Source organism: Blautia sp. MSK20_18, from assembly GCF_020553125.1.
Taxonomy (GTDB): domain Bacteria; phylum Bacillota; class Clostridia; order Lachnospirales; family Lachnospiraceae; genus Blautia_A; species Blautia_A fusiformis.
In genome coordinates, this window is the sequence record NZ_JAJCGR010000024.1 from 46,708 (window position 1) to 64,975 (window position 18,268).

Annotated in this window: 15 protein-coding genes; 13 read left to right on the forward strand and 2 right to left on the reverse strand. The window is 40.9% G+C overall.

Annotated elements, in window-relative coordinates; genetic code table 11:
• The first annotated feature begins 483 nt into the window (after positions 1-483).
• The 9 genes from LI091_RS13010 (at position 484) to LI091_RS13050 (ending at position 7,885) form a co-directional block, all read left to right on the forward strand.
• Positions 484-948 carry a hypothetical protein gene (locus tag LI091_RS13010; protein ID WP_173734003.1) on the forward strand — a complete coding sequence of 155 codons (465 nt, stop codon included), beginning with the start codon at positions 484-486 and terminating at the stop codon, positions 946-948.
• Between the two features lie 100 nt (positions 949-1,048).
• Positions 1,049-1,570, forward strand: a complete 522-nt coding sequence (locus LI091_RS13015) for a hypothetical protein (RefSeq protein WP_173734004.1) — start codon at positions 1,049-1,051, stop codon at positions 1,568-1,570.
• Positions 1,571-1,712: 142 nt separating this feature from the next.
• Complete coding sequence (locus LI091_RS13020; RefSeq protein WP_173734005.1) at positions 1,713-3,200, forward strand: C40 family peptidase; 1,488 nt, start codon at positions 1,713-1,715, stop codon at positions 3,198-3,200.
• A 761-nt stretch (positions 3,201-3,961) separates the two neighbouring features.
• Positions 3,962-4,573, forward strand: coding sequence for a hypothetical protein (locus LI091_RS13025; RefSeq protein ID WP_173734006.1), 612 nt, complete (start codon positions 3,962-3,964; stop codon positions 4,571-4,573).
• Between the two features lie 223 nt (positions 4,574-4,796).
• The gene (locus LI091_RS13030) at positions 4,797-5,420 is read left to right on the forward strand and encodes a hypothetical protein (protein ID WP_146207168.1); all 624 of its coding nucleotides are present in this window, start codon (positions 4,797-4,799) and stop codon (positions 5,418-5,420) included.
• A gap of 132 nt (positions 5,421-5,552) precedes the next feature.
• Positions 5,553-6,179 carry a hypothetical protein gene (locus LI091_RS13035; RefSeq protein ID WP_173734007.1) on the forward strand — a complete coding sequence of 209 codons (627 nt, stop codon included), beginning with the start codon at positions 5,553-5,555 and terminating at the stop codon, positions 6,177-6,179.
• A gap of 2 nt (positions 6,180-6,181) precedes the next feature.
• On the forward strand, positions 6,182-6,496 hold the full coding sequence (locus LI091_RS13040) for a hypothetical protein (protein WP_110103808.1): 315 nt from the start codon (positions 6,182-6,184) through the stop codon (positions 6,494-6,496).
• A 101-nt stretch (positions 6,497-6,597) separates the two neighbouring features.
• On the forward strand, positions 6,598-7,494 hold the full coding sequence (locus LI091_RS13045) for a hypothetical protein (protein WP_173734008.1): 897 nt from the start codon (positions 6,598-6,600) through the stop codon (positions 7,492-7,494).
• Between the two features lie 91 nt (positions 7,495-7,585).
• Positions 7,586-7,885, forward strand: a complete 300-nt coding sequence (locus LI091_RS13050; protein ID WP_173734009.1) for a hypothetical protein — start codon at positions 7,586-7,588, stop codon at positions 7,883-7,885.
• An 82-nt stretch (positions 7,886-7,967) separates the two neighbouring features.
• Here the strand turns inward: LI091_RS13050 and LI091_RS13055 are convergent, their stop codons facing one another.
• Positions 7,968-8,756 carry a leucine-rich repeat protein gene (locus LI091_RS13055; protein ID WP_442860783.1) on the reverse strand — a complete coding sequence of 263 codons (789 nt, stop codon included), beginning with the start codon at positions 8,754-8,756 and terminating at the stop codon, positions 7,968-7,970.
• A 23-nt stretch (positions 8,757-8,779) separates the two neighbouring features.
• A complete protein-coding gene (locus LI091_RS13060; protein WP_173734010.1) occupies positions 8,780-9,844 on the reverse strand; it encodes a leucine-rich repeat protein in 1,065 nt (354 codons plus the stop codon).
• A gap of 146 nt (positions 9,845-9,990) precedes the next feature.
• Here LI091_RS13060 and LI091_RS13065 point away from each other — a divergent pair, with 146 nt between their 5' ends.
• The 4 genes from LI091_RS13065 to LI091_RS13080 all read left to right on the forward strand — a co-directional run bounded on the left by LI091_RS13065 (position 9,991) and on the right by LI091_RS13080 (position 17,935).
• Positions 9,991-12,099 (forward strand): type I restriction-modification system subunit M, encoded by a 2,109-nt coding sequence (locus LI091_RS13065; protein WP_173734011.1) that lies wholly within the window; start codon positions 9,991-9,993, stop codon positions 12,097-12,099.
• A gap of 321 nt (positions 12,100-12,420) precedes the next feature.
• Positions 12,421-12,699: a hypothetical protein gene (locus LI091_RS13070; RefSeq protein ID WP_265191225.1), complete on the forward strand. Its 279-nt coding sequence runs from the start codon at positions 12,421-12,423 to the stop codon at positions 12,697-12,699.
• A 209-nt stretch (positions 12,700-12,908) separates the two neighbouring features.
• Positions 12,909-14,384: a restriction endonuclease subunit S gene (locus LI091_RS13075; protein WP_173734013.1), complete on the forward strand. Its 1,476-nt coding sequence runs from the start codon at positions 12,909-12,911 to the stop codon at positions 14,382-14,384.
• A gap of 551 nt (positions 14,385-14,935) precedes the next feature.
• The gene (locus LI091_RS13080) at positions 14,936-17,935 is read left to right on the forward strand and encodes a type I restriction endonuclease subunit R (RefSeq protein WP_173734014.1); all 3,000 of its coding nucleotides are present in this window, start codon (positions 14,936-14,938) and stop codon (positions 17,933-17,935) included.
• Positions 17,936-18,268: the final 333 nt, after the last annotated feature.

Consider the following 18,268-nt stretch of genomic DNA (forward strand, 5'->3'; position numbering starts at 1 on the left):
GTTCTTGCCCGATGAAAGATAGCAGGTATGGCCTGCTTCTGAATGGGGAAACCTGAGCAAGATATGCTATCTGCTCCAGCCGTAGACTTGGAGCAGAGGGACAAGAACAACAAAAAAAAGCAACAAGAAACAGTTTTGGCGGGACTGGCGGCCCACCGGCAAATTCTATTTTTACTGCCAGCCTGCGTACAAGCAGGTAGTTAAGCTTTCGGCGGGGAAACTCCCCGGGAAAAACTGACTGCGGCAGGTGGTTGTCAGTTGCACAGAGAGAGATGAAATCTTGTGTATACGACAAAAACAGCCACAAAAAAGAGCAAAAAAAGTAGCGTGGGGCTTCGTGTAATCTGCAGTAGCACGTGGCAGCGCTGGAATGTATAATGGAAAGAAAAACGGCATGCCGGCTTAATCCGGAGTAACATGCCGTTTTTTTGCTGCTTATTTTCAGGCATATTGTAAAAAACTAAAAAGAAAGGAACAAAAGATATGCCAAAAACAGAATACGAAAAAGGTTACGAAGATGGGTTTTCTGACGGCTTTAGGCTTTGCCAGAAGATATATTCCAATGTGATAGACCTTCTCTGCAAGGCGTTTCAGAAAAAAGAACAAAAAGAAAGAAAACTGATTTCCGAACAGCCACAAAGAAGAAGCGAAAGAAGAGGTTTCCGGGACATTCCAATTGACGGAAACCTGCAGGTTGGAGATGTTATCTACACCAAGGCAAATACCGTGCTGGATATCGGTATTGTCAAAAGTGTCAGCCCCCTGGAAGTATATTCTAGATGTACACGATACGATTACGGCTATCCGAGCCTCTACGGGGCGCCAGAACTCTGCCGTTGGTACAATTCAGGTGCTAACGTATCTTTTACACGATGGAAAGAAATTTCTTATGACGCCGGAACGGACGATGTCTGCCGGGCGATTGGAATACCATATTTGCGATGCTGATTTTGCTGGCGGATTTGGCTGCCGGCATTTTTTATGCGTTTCTTTGCTGCTTATTTTCCGGCATATTGTAAGAAACTAAAAAAGAAAGAGGAAATATAATATGGAAAAAACAGAATATGAAAAAGGATACGAAGCCGGATATCACGACGGGGCGAAAGATTGTCAAAAACTACACAGCAAGATTCTGGACTATATCTGCAGTATGTTTCAGAAAAAAAAGGAGGACAAAGAAAAAGAATGCAAAGGGCAGATTGACGGATGTAAAGAAAAACAAAAAATGATTGAAAAGATTATAAGTGGCAGGCCAGTTAGACCAATGATTCTCAACAAGCCAATTGACGGAAGCCTTAAGGTTGGAGATATCGTCTTCACAAAATCTCATGTCGTTCTGGATGTCGGTTTTGTGAAAAGCACATTTCCACTGAGGATATACTCGCGAAGTACTAAATATGATTTTGGCGGAGTTCCTGGCGAGGTCGAGCTCACATTCGGACGCGCAAACTATTACAAATTGTATTATTCCGGGGTTAATATGTCTTTAGACAAGTGGAAAGAAATATCATTAGACGCCAGTGCTGAAGAGGTGTGTAAAAAAATTGGGATTTCGTATCGAAGGGAGTAAGAAAAAGAGCCGATAGGCTCTTTTTCTTTGCGCGCAAAAATAAAACATTTCGCAAATGTTACATTTTATTTAAAATTCGGCATATTATATTTGCTGCCTGAAAGACAGCAAATATAACAAAGAAAAAGAGGTAATACAGACAATGAGAAAAAAAATTGTAACTTTAACTTTAGCGATGATGCTGAGCGCTGCCATGCCTACTGCAAGTGTTTATGCTGACAGGGAAGATGACCTGCGGGCTGAGCAGGAGGCTACAAACCAGCAGTTAAACGAAACTTATTCACAGATTGATAATTTATATTCACAGAAGCAGCAGCTGGAGAACGAAATCAACTCTCTGGATGCGAACCTCGTTAATGTGATGGTGTCCATCCAGACACTGGAAGGAGATATCGCTAACAAAGAAACCGATATCTCAAAAACAGAAGACAACATAAAAAAGGCAAAAAAAGCAAAAGAAAAACAGTACGAAGCGATGAAGAAACGTATTCAGTATCTATACGAAAAGGGTGGCGACACAGCCTGGTTTCAGATGATGATGAATTCAGAGAGCCTGACTGACCTTCTTAACAATGCTGAGTACACACAAAAAATGTATACATATGACCGAAAATGTTTGGACAAATATGCAAATACCATTACAGAAGTACAGAAACTGGAAGACCGTTATCAGCAGGAAAAAGCTGAACTTGAAGGGATGAAGCAGGAACAGGAGACCGAGCAGGCAAACCTGCAGGCTGCGATTGATTCCAAGCGTGCAAGTTCTGCAGACTGTGACAATGAAATTGCCTATGCTCAACAGATGGCGAATGATTACGCAGCACTGATTCAACAGCAGCAGGCCGAGATTGAGCAGATTGTCGCAGAGAAAGAGGCGGCGGCGAGGGCAGAGGCTGAGAGGATTGCGGCAGAGCAGGCCGCGGCTGAAGCAGCGGCTGAAGAAGCAGCGAAAGAACAAGAGGACGGCTCAAATGAATATGAAGAAGGTGAAAACAATGGGGAGAATGATGAAGAGCCGGAAGATGATGACAACGAGTATGATGAGGAATCAGATAGAGAGGACGAAGAGTCAGCTGACGCTGGTGAAGATGAGAATACTTTAGACGAAAGCGATGATATGAGTGGAGAAGGAAATCAAGAAGAGGATTATGACGAATATGAGGCGGAAAGTAATGAAACAGATGAAGCCGAATCAAACAGCGAAACAAGTGATGAGCCAAGCAATGAAGCGGCAGATTCAAGCGATAGCAGTACAGAAAGCAGCAGTGAAAGTTCTTCAGGTTCCGGCTCCGGTTCTTCCGTTGTAGATTATGCGACTCAATTTGTCGGAAATCCTTATGTCTGGGGCGGCACATCCCTGACAAATGGCGCTGACTGCTCAGGATTCGTACAAAGTGTCTATTCAAACTTTGGCGTGAGCCTTCCAAGAACATCTTATGAACAGCAGAACGCAGGGCGTGAGGTTTCTTATGCGGATGCACAGCCAGGAGATTTGATTTGTTACGGCGGCCATGTGGCTATCTATATGGGAAATGGACAGATTGTTCATGCGTCAAATTCAAGAGACGGAATTAAAATAAGCGACAATGCGGCTTATAGAACAATTTTGAGTGTGAGAAGACTTGTGTAAGAAGAGTACATTGACCAGAGAGACATTCTGGTCAATGTTTTTGTATGCTTTTGCACAAAACCAACAAGACCCGGTGTTTTTCGCACCGGGTCTTGCATCGATGGTAATGCCTCCATTACCAACTGCCCTTAAGGGCTGTCTTGCGCATGGATATAATATAGCAGAAAATCAGGAAAATTTCAAGTGTCATGTATTGTCTTTGGCGGTGTAAGTTTGGCACCGCAAAGATAACAGAAACACGCAAGCACTGGATTTGTCTGGTGCTTTTTCTTATGTCTCAAAATCTCGCATATTGCAAATAGGAAATAAAGACTAGCAACAACGAGAGGAGAAAAAAAATGGAATGGATTCACAGATACAAACTCTGTAAGATGATTGACGCTGCATACACTGCTGAAAGATGCGTACGGAAATGAGATAAGACAGATTGGGCTGCTGAAAGCGGCGCTGCTGAACCTAAGACACCGGCCGACAAGATGTCTGGCGATGAAGTATGAGCTAGAAAATGGATATCTGCTGCAGCACATGCTGGTGAACAGAGGTGGGGGAGGGCCGTTAAAAACGGTGGAAGAAGCAATAGAGGCAGTGGAGGACTTTTTGTGGTTTTGAAAAAATTTCCTTTTTCTGAATTAATTTTAGAAATAAGAGCTCCGTGTAGCGACTGAAAAACCCGTTCTTTTTTTGTTTTCCGCAAAAAAAGTCCAGCATATTAAAAAACACACATGAATGCTAAAAGAAATATCGAAACAAGAGGAAGAACAATGACAACAAAAGCAATTTTTCTACTGGCCGGAAAGCCAGATAAAGCAATAAAGATAACAGTAAAAAAGTTAAAAAAGTTGGGACATCATATTAAATTTTGCAAAAACATAAAATCTCTTCCTGCTTTGGACGGAGATGATATTCTGGTAGTGAACATCAATAATGTTTCTGAAATCAAAAGAGAACTGGAAAACAGAACAGATGCAGTTTATATTGTGCATGACTACATCTCGTGTTGCTATACAAAAGGAATCCAGGAAACATACCGTGACGCGAAAGAAAATGCCGAAAGGATTGATGGCCTCGTACTCAAATATGCACTTGGCCCAGATGGGATGGACCTGTCTAAGGAAAAATACCGGAAACAGGTGATGGAAGAATATACAGCATTGGTAGGCCACGCGACACGTGAGCAGACGGAGCAGTTGACAACATTAAAAAGTGTGCTGCTGAATATCAACGGCCGGAATATGATATACAACGCCATGCGGTTCCAGGAGATGAATGGGCTGATATTGAAACGGTTATATTTTTTCTGCTGCAGGCATGAAGATTACGACTGTAAGAACAAAGAAGATGCTTATGATTTGCTGGATGAGTTTTTGAGATAAAAATGCAAAAGATATTGCGATAGAATTTCCAGAAGAGTATGTATTGTCAATATTGAAAATGGATATTTTTAATACTGATGCATTAATACAGATGCTGGAGGCAGTACAAGCAAAAGGATACAAAATAGCAGCAGCATATATACTGGAAAAAATCAATACATGTAATAAAAATGACGACGAACGTTTCAAAAAGTTCGATTGTTGATGCAGAGGGATGATTTGATTGGCAAAACAAATAGTTGAAATTTGTGTATCACATGAAAAAACAAAAGATTGTTACAAAGAACTGGTTAGCATAATAAATGACCATTCTACCGACAGCGAAGCATATTTCTTCAGGTATTATGCACCAAGAAAGATTTTCAAATTAACCGTCTTTGGAATGTGCTTCTATCTCCCAATAATGATAAATTCTTACAGAACAATTTCAATATGCCAGGAAATAGAAAAAATATCAAAAAAAATATTAAAATCAGCACGTAGAAAAAAATTAACTAATACCATGGAAACGCTCTATAAGTATGCGTTTGGAGACGAGGGGAAAGAAGCTGCCCTTAACACATATCTGAACATGAGCGAAAAAAGAAGAAAAAGTAAAAATGGAAAAGAACTGAGAGAATATCTTGAAGAATACGCTACTGAAATTATTCGCTGGCATGTTGAAAATGCAGAACCGGAAGAAGTATACACTGTCTTAAAATTGAATCTTGTATCAGCCGATGTATTGCAAGCAATATATTCTGAATTGGAAGAGGATATGGGTATCGAAGTGAAAGCTTATTTTCTGGAAATGATTGGCAAAGAGTCCAGCATCAATGCGTCAAAGGAAGAGAAATGGACACTTTAAGATACGTAAACTACAAATATTAAGCTATTTTCATAACAAAAAAAAGAAAGTCTTTTTCCACATGTTATCAATGTTATCAAATCCAGCATATTGGATTTGTAAAAATAAGCATAAAGAAAGGCGGAAATATTTATGAGTTACGATATTGAATTGGTAAACAAAGTCACAGGCGAAACAGCAAAGATGAAACATCCCCAGTATGTGAGAGGAGGAACGGTTCCAGCAAGAGCGAATCCTGTAACAAAAGAACTAGAGCAGGCCGAGCAGGTGGAAGCGCATATCAACATTACATATAACTACAGCCATTATTACTATGAGGCGACAGATGGCGATATTCGGTTTGTGCATGACGAGGTCTCTGCATACTATGCTGACGGAACCCAGGGCCCGGTTGAAACCAAATATGGAATCCGTGGACTGTATGGTACAACACCCGCAGAGTCAATCCCGATGCTGATGGACATGATTGAAAAAATCAAAGCCAAATACACAGATGAAAACGGTGAGTGGATTGACACTGAAAGAACAAAGACTGTTTATTACAAAAATGGAAAAGAGATTAAAGAAAGAAACGTTTTGGATGCTATCTTAAACCACGATTATGACCGGAAAGAAGAAGTGACTTATTCAGTCAACGAAGGAGATATTTCCAGCTACTATATGGCAACGGCAGCAAATGCAATCATGGCACTGAAACAGATGATGGTTATGGCAACGGATAATCTGACTGAGAAAAATATTGTTTGGGATGGTGATTGAGATTGACAAAAAAAGACAAAAAGAAAAAAGGAAATAAATTTGCGCCGGAACTCGGTATACCGATATCAACATGGATTCTGAATGTCATGTATGTAGTCATTGAATTTGTGCTGGCGTTTTCCATGCTGTCCAGTGGCAGTCTTGGTAAATACAAATTTGTGGTCTATGCGGTGGCAGCGATACTGGCGGTTGGAATGTTTTTATATATCTTTTTTAAGATAAAAAAGCAGGAACAAAAAACAGCAAAAACGTTTCAGATTACAATAATTGAAGTCGTTGTTTTGGTATTGCCATTTGTCCTGGCTGCAAGGATGTAACAAAAAAAAGAAAAGAAGAGAAAAAAGAAAGAGCGTCCGGCCGAAGGCCGGGCGCTTAATACTCAATTTCAAGAAATAAAAATAAAGAAAGGAGATTTGTAATGTCTTATGATACCGCGAACTGCGCTCGCGTATACCAGCACGACGTGCGTGCGAAGCAGACAAAAGTCTGCGATGCTGAACGGGCGGGGTTTCAGACCCCTACGCATTCGTCCAATTACCTCAAGACAGACAAACAACTGATTGTTCAGGGTCGGGTTGCCTTCAGCACCCCTTCCCTGGCGGCAAGCCTGGCTGCATTTCCACGCCCGTCGATGGATAAAAATGGACAAAAATGTACAAGCAATTTACAGATGCCGGTATTTGCGATTACAGATGATAGAAAGGCGTTAAGGTCTATTTTTCGTATTTTTATACTATATGCAGGGCAGCATTCCTGTATGTATAAGAGTTCCTGTCTGTTTTCCTTGGATTCATTTGGCAAAGAAATTAAACGGCCATCGGCATCCGGAAATATTCTTGCATTGGAATACTGCGGACAGATATTCTGTATTCCTCTTGGATTAACAGAAAAAGATAAGGTCGAAATTACAAAACGGTTTGATAAAATCTCATTTCTGGTACATGGCAAGCAAAGACGAAAAAAGGCAATCTGGAATTTTCTGGATTCCTTATATAAATATGTAAATGATACAGATATGTCAAAAATAGTTGCTGTAACTACATACAAAAACATGAACCAGGAAAGAAGAGAAAGCAAAAGCGGAAAAGTATTAAAAAAGTATCTGGACACCATCGGCCCTGCTGCGATTTCATGGTGTGTATCTGAAAATGATGCCGAAGCACTGAAAAATCTGCTGGATGTATGCGAGATAAAGCAGGAAACACTGAAAAATGCTTACGAAATGTGTGGTGTAGATGAAGATATCCAGGTAAAAGCGTATCTTTTGGATGCGATTGGTAAAGCAAAAAGTGATAAAGAAACATTTGATATTTGAAACATGAGCCGAATTTTTTCGGCTCTTTTTTTTTGCAAAACCCTGCATACTAAGTATACAAAAAAAACTGCAAATAAGGAGAAAAAAAATAATGAGAAAAAAGATATTGGTTTCTGATACCATATATGTTTTGCTTCAGCCGTGGCTGGTGTATTTCGCATTCGGAAACGGGATGGGTAGGATACCGCCTCAGGCAAGATTTGTACTGATGGCATTAGTTGGCCTGATGATGATGGTTAACCTCTATTTTTGCGAAGAAAATTGCTTTCAGAAAATGCAAAAAGAAGAAGAAAAAGAAAACGGTAACGCATGGGTGCTGACTTTCGCTTTGCTTGTGCAGAGTGTGATTTTGGTTGCGCCAATGATGATTGGGATACATATCAAAATCTGATATTGAAAAATAAACCGGAAAATAAAACAAAGAAAAAGGCTAAAAAAGAAAAAGCGTCCGGCCGAAGGCCAGGCGCTTAGTTTTATAATTTATACGTTTTTTCAGTTTTCGTTTCATACGCCTGAAGTGCAATCAGGGCGTATGCCTTAATCTCAGGCTTGCTGTCCCGTTCTGATGCAGCAACGAGGTTTTCAAGCATTTTCTTTGTTGATAAATTGTATGATAAATACCTTACCAACAGTTTAAATTCGCCTTTTTTGTAAAGACCGTTTACAGATGCGCGCTGTAAGCGTTTAAATATCTTTTCTATGTCTTTTTTAATTTCTGCATTTTCAACCGTAGGATACAATAGAATCAAAAATCTAAACAGCCTTTCGTTTGTATTAATTTTTTCGTACTGTCTCCATATAACATCTGGGTTAAACGGGAGGAAACGAAAATATCTGTCAAGCTTGTCTAACTGAACATCGATGTATGGAATCAAATATGATTTTCCGTTCACGGTCAGATAAGACACAATCCTGTGCGATTCTTTTATATCATTCATATTTACATGCCCAACACAGCTTATTGAACTAAAGAATCCATTTGGCAGCATGTCAGTTTCTGTATCTATGGCCAGATTTTTCAGGTTTCCAAAACATCGACAGCCAAGTTTTTTGATGGTTGATGGGAGAGCGACTGTTAAGTCGTTGCCTGGAGTAAAGAGGAATGCCTCTGTTTCGATTTCTTCAACGCCTTCTGACAAATCAAGATGAGGGTCCTTAATCCCGCTAAATGCACTTTCACCTATAACCTTGATGTGCCCAGGAATGTTGATATCATGAAGGCTAGTACATTCGGAAAATGTGTATGCTTTAATGCATGACATGTTTTTGCTGAATGTGATTTTCTCTAGATTATGGCAACAGCGGAACGCACGTTGTTCAACATCTGTAACGGTGTAACGGAATCTGGTATTACTACTTCACTGATAGAACAATTATAGAATGCATATTCACTGATAACCTTTACCCCATCCGGGATAATAATTTTCCCAGTCCGACCCGCTGGACATCGTACCAACACTGTCATATCAGAATTGTAGAGTATTCCGTCGTGAGATGTAAAATATGGATTATCCGGTGAAATCTCAATTTCGGAAATAGCCTCTCGCTGCAACACACCATCCACATCATTCATATCAATTACGCCATTATTATTCAGGATTATTTTCTGGGGTAATTTTTTTCGATTCATTTGTTTTACGACAGATATGTCTTGGACTGTGACTGGCTTGCCTGTGAAATCAATATCATAATTGAAGAGCCTGGCCTGTTTTGGAATAATAGGGCCATGATGCAGCAAGCTACGCTCGCGTGTATCAAGCCCGTTATGGCTAACAGACGACGAAGTCGGAGTGTAGGGCGCGGGCGAGCAGTCCATGACGATGTTACCAAGCATACGTACCCCATCCACGACTGGAAGTTCCGAGATTTTTTCATATCCATAAAAAGCATTCTGGTAAACCTCTTTAATACCGCCCGCATTAATGATATTCGAAGATTCGCAGCCGTCAAATGCGTTATCGGCAATTGTTTCAACACCGTTCAAATCAATCAGTTCGTCGGCTTTTTTGCAAAACGTATTGAGCAGACATACCCCTAGCGCTTTCCTAATCAACAGATTGCCTGATTGAAAGGATTTGCTGTCAGAAATGATTTCCTTAACGTTTGGAAACATTTTATTCGGAATCTGGATTGACATTACGCTATCTGCGATATAGATGCGTTCTATCTGAGGAAATCTTTTCTCATTTCCAGATACACTGACTTTCATAATAGAATAATGTTGCGCTTTATCCCCTGACAGGTACAGTTCTGTAACATCCTGGTCAATATCAATGTCGTAAACGTATCCGATAAAGCCGTCTGTGTAAAACGTTACTCCTTCTTGAAACTGTCTTTTTGTATAAATCATTTTTTTCATTCCTTTCTTTGTTGTTTTTACGAAATCAATATGCTGGAACGACGAGAAAGAAAAAAAATCCGCAAAAAAAATACATTCTATCTTTTTTCACGCATAATAATAACAGAAAAACAAAAACAAAAAAGGAGAATTTTAAAATGGAAAATACTAAACTTAAACTCGTAACTGATTATGATGATAACCCAGTAGACGTTACTGCTGAGGTCAATTTTATCTGGAATATCGCAAACAAACTGCGCGGCACTTATCAGCCAGATAAGTATAAAGATGTTATCATTCCTATGACAATCATCCGCCGCCTGGAATGTGCGCTTGATAAAACCAAAGAGCATGTTGAACAGGTCAAAGCGATTATGGGTGAGGATTGTCCGGAAGATGTACTGTTCAGCGAAGCCGGATGCCATTATTTCAATCTGAGTAAATTTACTCTCGGTGCGTTGCTGGATGACCCGGACAACCTGGTTGAAAACTTCAAGTGCTATATTGATGGTTTTTCCAGCGATGTTAAAGAGATTCTGGCTAACCTGGAATTTGAAAAACAGATTAAAAAGATGTACGACAGTGACCGTCTGTTCTCAGTAATTAAAGACTTTTCTGAACTGAATTTGGACCCGGAGAAAGTGGACAGCGTAAAAATGGGATATATTTTTGAGGACCTTATCAGGAGATTTTCCGAGAATGCCGAAGCCGGCGACCACTATACCGGAAGGGATATTGTAAAAACAATGATTAGTCTGCTGCTGGCTGAAGGCAGCGAGGATATTATGACCGGGGCAAGAGTGGTTAAAATCTTAGACCAGGCTTGCGGAACTGGCGGCATGCTTTCCACTTGCCAGAATTTCATCCTGCATATGAACCCTGAAGCAGACGTGAATCTGTTTGGACAGGAAATCAATCCGGAATCATATGCCATCTGTAAGGCGGAGATGCTAATTCGTGGGCAGGAATCGGACAACATCCGAAAGCAGGATTCCATGAAAGCAGACTGCTTTGACACGGAAAAAATGCGTTTCGTTGTTGAAAATCCGCCATTTGGCGAAGCCTGGGGCGGCAAGGATGCGCCGGAAGGGACAGAAGATGCGGTAAATAGACAGTTTGAAGAAGGAAAACGATTTGAAGCAGGGCTGCCGGGAAAAGGAGATATGCAGTTGCTTTTCATTCAGGCCGCGCTTGACAAACTGAGACCGGAAGACGGAAAAGCCGCCATTATCACGAATGGCTCACCGCTGTTTACCGGCAGCACTACTTCCGGCGAATCTCAGATTCGTAAGTGGCTTCTGGAAAAAGACCGTATTGAAGCCATTATCGCTCTTGCTCCGGATTCTTTCTATAACACAGGAATCGGTACATATATCAACATCTTCTCTATGAACAAGAGTGAGAAGAGAAAAGGAAAAATCCAGTTGATTGACGCTTCCAGCATCTGCCATCCCCTGCGTAAACCACTGGGTATGAAGAAGAACGAAATCACAAAAGAAGACAGGGAAAAGATTGTGGAACTGTACAGCAATTTTGAAGAAAACGAGTTCTGCAAGATTTTTGACAATGCTGAGTTCATTTATCGTGAGTATACTATCATGCAGCCGATGAAACGAAATTATATGATTACAGAAGACCGCATTGATGCGGCGAAAGCTGCAGGCTGCTTTACTTCCCTGTATGATGAAAGCAAAGTATCGGAGCTGAATGAGAAGATTGAGAACGGAAAGAAATTAACAAAAAAAGAAGAAAAAGTATTGGAAAAATATGAGGCCGGAAAAGCGGTTTATGATGACCTGATGAAAAATCTTACTGGGGCGGTATCTGATACTGTATGGAACTGCCGGGACGGGTTCATGCCGGTACTGAAAAACCTGCTGCCGAAGGTGAACGGAAAAGCGTGTCTTGATGCCAAAGGACTCCTGAAACTTGCCAGCGGGCTGTCTCAGAGGGACGAAAATGCCTTAGTACAGACAGACAAAAAAGGCAATATTGAGTATGACCCGGAGACAAAAGACACGGAGATTGTAAAAGGCACTGACACGATTGAAGAGTACATGGCGCGGGAGGTGCTGCCGCATATTCCGGATGCGGTTTGGTTCTTTGAGGAGAATGCGAAGAAGGGCACTGTGAAGACCGGGGCGGAGATTCCGTTTACCAGATATTTCTTCAAATATCAGAGGCCGGAGACGATGGAGACGCTGCAGGCGAAGATTATGGAAAGTCAGGGAGAAATTGGAAAAGACCTAAATGAACTGTTTGAGTAAAAAGAAGCAGGGATAATGGAGATGGATGGGGCGTTGCCCCTCCACCACCGCCAGGCTTGCAGCCTGAACTGCGGGCGAAACTGCGTTTCGCTGTGTTGTTGTTTGCCGCCGAAGTCGGCAGGAAAACAGAAAAGAGGTTGAATGATGAGCCAGAGAAAAAAGAAAAAGCAAAAGCAGCAGCAGGCGGTTTCAATGTCTGACCAAAACGGACAGCAGAGAGATTATGTTCCAACAAAAGAAGAGCTGATTAACGAGCAAATCCTAAACCTTGTTTGCGAAGTTTGTATATTTAATAACGAGCATTGCTATTGCGGGATGTATGTGAAAAATCCAGATGAAGTGAAAGAAAGGTTTACTATTTTGAAAAATCTCCAGCCTGGAAAATTTACCACATTGACAGTAATGGCTGCTTATGAAATTTGGGGTAAGGTATTTTCTCAGCTTGGGGGATTGTCAGCAGATAAAGATGACCCGAATTTTCCGGTAATTCAGGAAATTAAACGGCTTTCGTCAATATATGGAACAGGATATATTTTGCCAGTACATGATGCCCTTGACAATATGATATATCCGGAATTTCCGAGGAAGTATTTTTATTAAATGCGAAGAACGAGGTGTCGCAAATTTTGCGACATCTTATTTTTTTTGCATACAGTCCAGGTTGCAAGCCTGGCTGTGTCGCACGACGTCCGGACCGGAGCGGAGACCGGGTGAGAAACCCACAAGGATGATAAAGAATCCGCAAAAATAATCGGCGAGGGTGTTTTTTCGGCATATTAATTTCACAAAACAAAAAAGGAGATAAAAATATGTCGAAAAAAAATCAGAATTACACAAATCGGAAACAGAACAGATTTCAGCCGGAGCGGATGCGTGGAAATGTTTTTGTAAACAACAGCGGAAAGCAGTGGCTGCCAGGAGAGAACGGGAGAGCGGCGAAGGTTGAGAGACTGCTGAGAGGGGCAAAAGAAGAGAAAAAAGAGATTGCCGGCAATATGGCGGAGTACAAAGATTCGGGAGTTGAATGGATTGGGGCGATTCCAAAGGAGTGGAGTGTTAATAGATTAAAAAATTTAAGCGCTTTTAAAACAGGCGGCACTCCTCCAAGAAACAAAGGTATTTCAAGCGATAATAATGGAACTCCTTGGGTAACTCCATCAGATATCACAGATTCATTATATGTAAACAATGTAGAAAAATACATTTCTGATAATACAATAAAAAATTGTAAATACAAATTATACCCAAAGAATTCAATTCTTTTGGTTTGTATCGCCTCTGTTGGAAAAATTGCATTAATAGACAAAGAAGCGTATTCAAATCAGCAAATCACAGCTTTAATGACATATCGCAGTTATGATGCAAGATTTATCTTATGTGCACTTAAAGCTGCTATGCAAAAAATTACATCTGAATCATTAAAAACAGTTGTTCCAATTATTAATACAAAAGCACTTAGGGAAATAAAAATCGCTCTTCCTCCACTCCCCGAGCAGCAGCGAATCGCTGATTTCCTGGATACAAAATGCGACATTCTTGACCGCACGATTGATGCCGTCAGCCGGCAGATTGAGGATTTGGAAAAATATAAGAAAGCACTAATAACAAAAACAGTGACAAAAGGAATTTGTAAAAAAGGCAAGCCAGAGAGAGCGATGAAAAATTCGGGGGTTGAGTGGATTGGGGAAGTTCCGGAGGAGTGGAGCGTCAGCAAAGTAAAATATAATTTCTCAACCTTTAAGAAGATTCCTGGTAAAGAAAGCGAAAAATACGAAAGACTTTCATTAACTATGAATGGCGTAAAACATCGCGAAAAATGGACTGCGGAAGGATTACAGCCAAAAGACTTTATGTCTTATCAGCTTTTAAGAAAAGGAGACCTGGTATTCAGATTAATTGACCTGCAGAATCCTTCAAAAAGCCGCCGCGTTGCTCTATCTCACGACACTGGACTGATTTCTCCGGCATATACAATATTACACGCTGACAATAATAAAATGTTGCCAGAATATGCAGAAATGTTTTTCTTAATGATGAGTTATCTTGATGTATTTAATGCGCTTGGAAGTTGTGGTGTCAGAAGCAGTATTAACAATGCTGAGTTGATGAAAATTTCTGTTCTCGTTCCACCGCTCGCCGAGCAGCAGCAGATTGCCGATTACCTTGATGAAAAATGCAAAAATATAGACAACAGAGTGCAGAAAAGAAGACAGCAGCTGGAGTGGCTGAAAGAGTATAAAAAAAGTTTGATTTTTGATTATGTGACAGGGAAGAAGAGGGTGTGAGAAAGAGAGAGAAAGAGGAAAGGAGAAGAAAGAAAAGAAAAAAGAAAAAAAGAGAACAGTGAAGAAGGGAGAGTATTGGCAGCCGGCAGGTGAAACCTGCCGGCTGTTGTTGTGTACTGGCTGATGGAGGGTTGTAAGGCCAGGTACGAAAAGGTGACCGACGGCCGGGAGTATCATGACCGGTCAAGCTGGAATAAAAGATATATGCTGCCGGCAATCTCCGAAATGCTTCGAACATCCATGGGCACAAACAGCCCGCGAAGTGATAAGCAAAACGCAGTTTTACAAGCCGGGTCCGGGCGTGCTTGCACCCGGCGGGTTGCTGCGTGCCAGCGGCACGCGTTTAGCAACGACCGGAGCAACAGCGAAGACCGGGGCAGCGCCCCGTGGTATTGGCAGTACCCGAGTGTATTTCAGCAGCGCCGAAATATGCTGGATTTTTCCACGGACCGTAAAAAAGATTCGCAAAAAAATATGGTTTTTCTTTTGTTCTACATATTACAGATAAGAAGAAAATCGTGAAAACATAGAACAAAAGAGAGGATACAAGTATGAAAGGCAATAAAGAAAAAGATTTCCAAAACCATATCATCAACGCCTTAAAAGATGGCGGATATAAATATATAAAAGAAAGCGAAAAAGAAAACGGGCTGGTGCATTCTTACGACCGTGATTTTGCGGTTGACCGCGCCGACATTGAACTGTTTGTAAAAACAACACAGAAAAAGACATGGAAAAGGCTGAAAGATAAATATGCTGACCCGGTTGATGTAATTGTAAAGACAGCGAATGCCGAGATGCTCAAAAAGAATAAAGTATCCGTACTGAAACATGGTATTGATATCAGTGGAGTGCATGTATGCTTAATGTATGCAAAACCGGTATCAAACATGAACTCTGTAATAATGGATAAATACAAATGCAATATTTTTTCTGTTATGGATGAAGTCTGGGTCTCAAGTTCTGAGCGTGTTGACCTGGTACTGTTTTTGAATGGTTTTTCTCTGTTTACTTTTGAACTGAAATATACTGTGTCTGGCCAGTCCTACCGCCATGCTGTCAATCAGTACAAGCAGGACCGGAACAAAAACACAAAGATATTTGATTCAAAAACGGGCGCTGTTGTCCATTTTGCCATGGATGAAAACGAAGTCTATATGACAACATATATTGACGGCAGGAATACTGTCTTTCTTCCGTTCAACCAGGGCTGCGGAACTGGCATTGATGCCGGAGCAGGAAACCCGCCATGTATGACGGACTTTCCTGCACACTATATGTACGATTATATCTTGCTTAAAGATAATGTGCTGGATTTAATATCAAATTTCGTTTACTTTGACAAGAAAAAAAAGAAAAATATCTTTCCGAGATATCATCAGTTTGACTGCGTAACAAAACTGATTGAGGCGGTAAAAAAGAACGTAACGAAAGAGGACTATCTCATCCAGCATTCTGCCGGCTCCGGAAAGACAAACGAAATTGCATGGCTGACATACAGACTTGCATCTTTACATATCACAGCAGAAGACGGAGACAAGAAATTCACGGCATTTGATAAGGTCATTGTCATTACCGACCGTGTCACAATTGACAGGCAGCTGCAGGCTGCAATCATGGGAATGGAACATTGCAGCGGATTTGTTACGGCAATGGGCGAAGGGTGCACATCTACAGACCTGAAGGATGCACTCTGCAGCAACACAAAAATCATTATCACAACAATCCAGAAATTCCCTTATATTGCCGATGAGATTAAGGGGATGAAAGATAAACGATTTGCAGTCGTAATCGATGAGGCACATTCGTCAACATCTGGAAATGACATGGCAGCAGTAAAGAAGGCACTCAGTGTCGATGCAGACGCGCAGGATATTATTGCAGCCGAAACACAGAGGACCGGAAGACAGCCAAATGTTGCCATGTTTGCTTTCACTGCAACACCAAAAGCCAAGACTATCCAGATGTTCGGAACAGCAAAAGAAAACGGAAAAAAGGAGGCATTCCATACATATTCCATGAAGCAGGCAGTAGAAGAAGGCTACATTGTTGATGTGTTTGGGCATTATATTGAATACACTACATATTACCGGTTAAATAAAACCATAGACAATGACCCTACACTAAATAAAATGGCAGCGAAAAAAGCAATTGCGAAAGCGATAAGCCTGAATCCTGAGAATATCAACCAGAAGCTTGAAATCATCGTTGATAATTTCATTGAAAAGGTCATGAGGCAGCTCAACGGTAACGGAAAAGCCATGGTTCTGTGCGCATCACGTGAAGAGGCTGTTGAAGTTAAAAAGGCAATTGATAAAAAACTGCTGAAAAAAAACGGAGCGACAAAAGCACTGGTTGCCTTTTCCGGTATGGTCAAGATTGATGGTGTAGAGTATACAGAAACTGGCATGAACGGATTTTCTGAAAATAAGACTGCTGCCGCATTTGACACAAACGAATATGGAATCATGGTCGTTGCTGACAAATACCAGACCGGATTTGACCAGCCGAAACTTTGCGGCATGTATATTATGAAACCGCTGAAGGAAGTGAACGCGGTACAGACGCTTTCAAGACTGAACAGGCCATGCCCGCCATATGAAAAAGAGCCAGTCATCATTGATTTTGTGAATTCATGCGAAGATATCCGAAGCGCTTTCAAACCGTTTTACACAACGACAGTGCTCTCGGAGGACATTACCGCTGAGGACCTGAAGAAAGCAGATGAGGATATCACAACAGCCGGAATCCTTATTTCTGAAGAGGTTGACAAGGTATGCCAGCTAATCCTAAAGGATAATAAAACAAACGCAGACGCTGCATATATCGCTTATGCACTCAATGAAGTTTCCAGGAAGCTGGATAAATTGGGAGACAGCAAAAAAGTAATTGAAAGCAGTATCCGTTGTTTTGTGCGTGCATATTCTTTTCTGTCATTAGCGACAGAAATAGATAACGAGGACCTGTATAAAAAATACATCTTCTTAAAAGAATACAAAAAAGTAATAGATTCAAGGAGCGTAGACTCAGACAACTTGGACGAAATAATTAATGCGATAAAAGCGAGTGATTTTTCACAGAAAAAAGAAAAAGAAACTAAAAAAGAAATTTTATCCGGTGGGGACGAGGTAACCGCTGATGGATTTGGTGCCGGAAAGGATACCGTAAATAAAGAAGCGCTGTTATCAGATATCATTGACGAGATAAACAGTAAAATGGGACTGAAACTGGACGGCGACATCCTGGTGCCATACATCAAAGAAATCAAAGAAAGAGCAGCAGCAAGTGAGGAATTATCAAAATATGCCGGTTCTAATGGCGAAGGCGATTTTTCTTCTCCGTTCTACAGACTTATCAAAAAGATTCTGATTGATGAAATCATGGTACTCAATGGAATTGGCAGCGAAAAAAATAGAACTGCAAGTATAACCGAAAAAGAAAAGAGCGAAAGAAAAGTATTTGCGACAGAGATGGTGAAAAACAGTGAGGAAATCAGGACTGTGTTTGGGATGTTTCTGGATGAGGTGTATAGGGGGCTGAAAAGTATCTAAAAAAAGAAAATGGTTTGGATTTTTTTTGTAATTTTTTCTGCATATTAAATATATAAAAAAATACGGAAAAGATTTGTGTGTAATAGTGCTTACGGTGATTAAAAAACGTATAGACATTAAATATTCCCTCACAGCAGTGAGGGTATATCGTAATCATTATCAATAGTAGCCTCTCCAAATGAGTTCCCTCACTTCAAGTGAGGAGTAACAAATCTTTTTCGTGTTAACGGTGAACTACTCGGCAATTAAATTACCGAGCATCTGATGTGCGGAGCCTGGGCCCCGTAGATTCAGGGTGTGTCCATACCACCACTACTGTTTTTTACGCAGCTA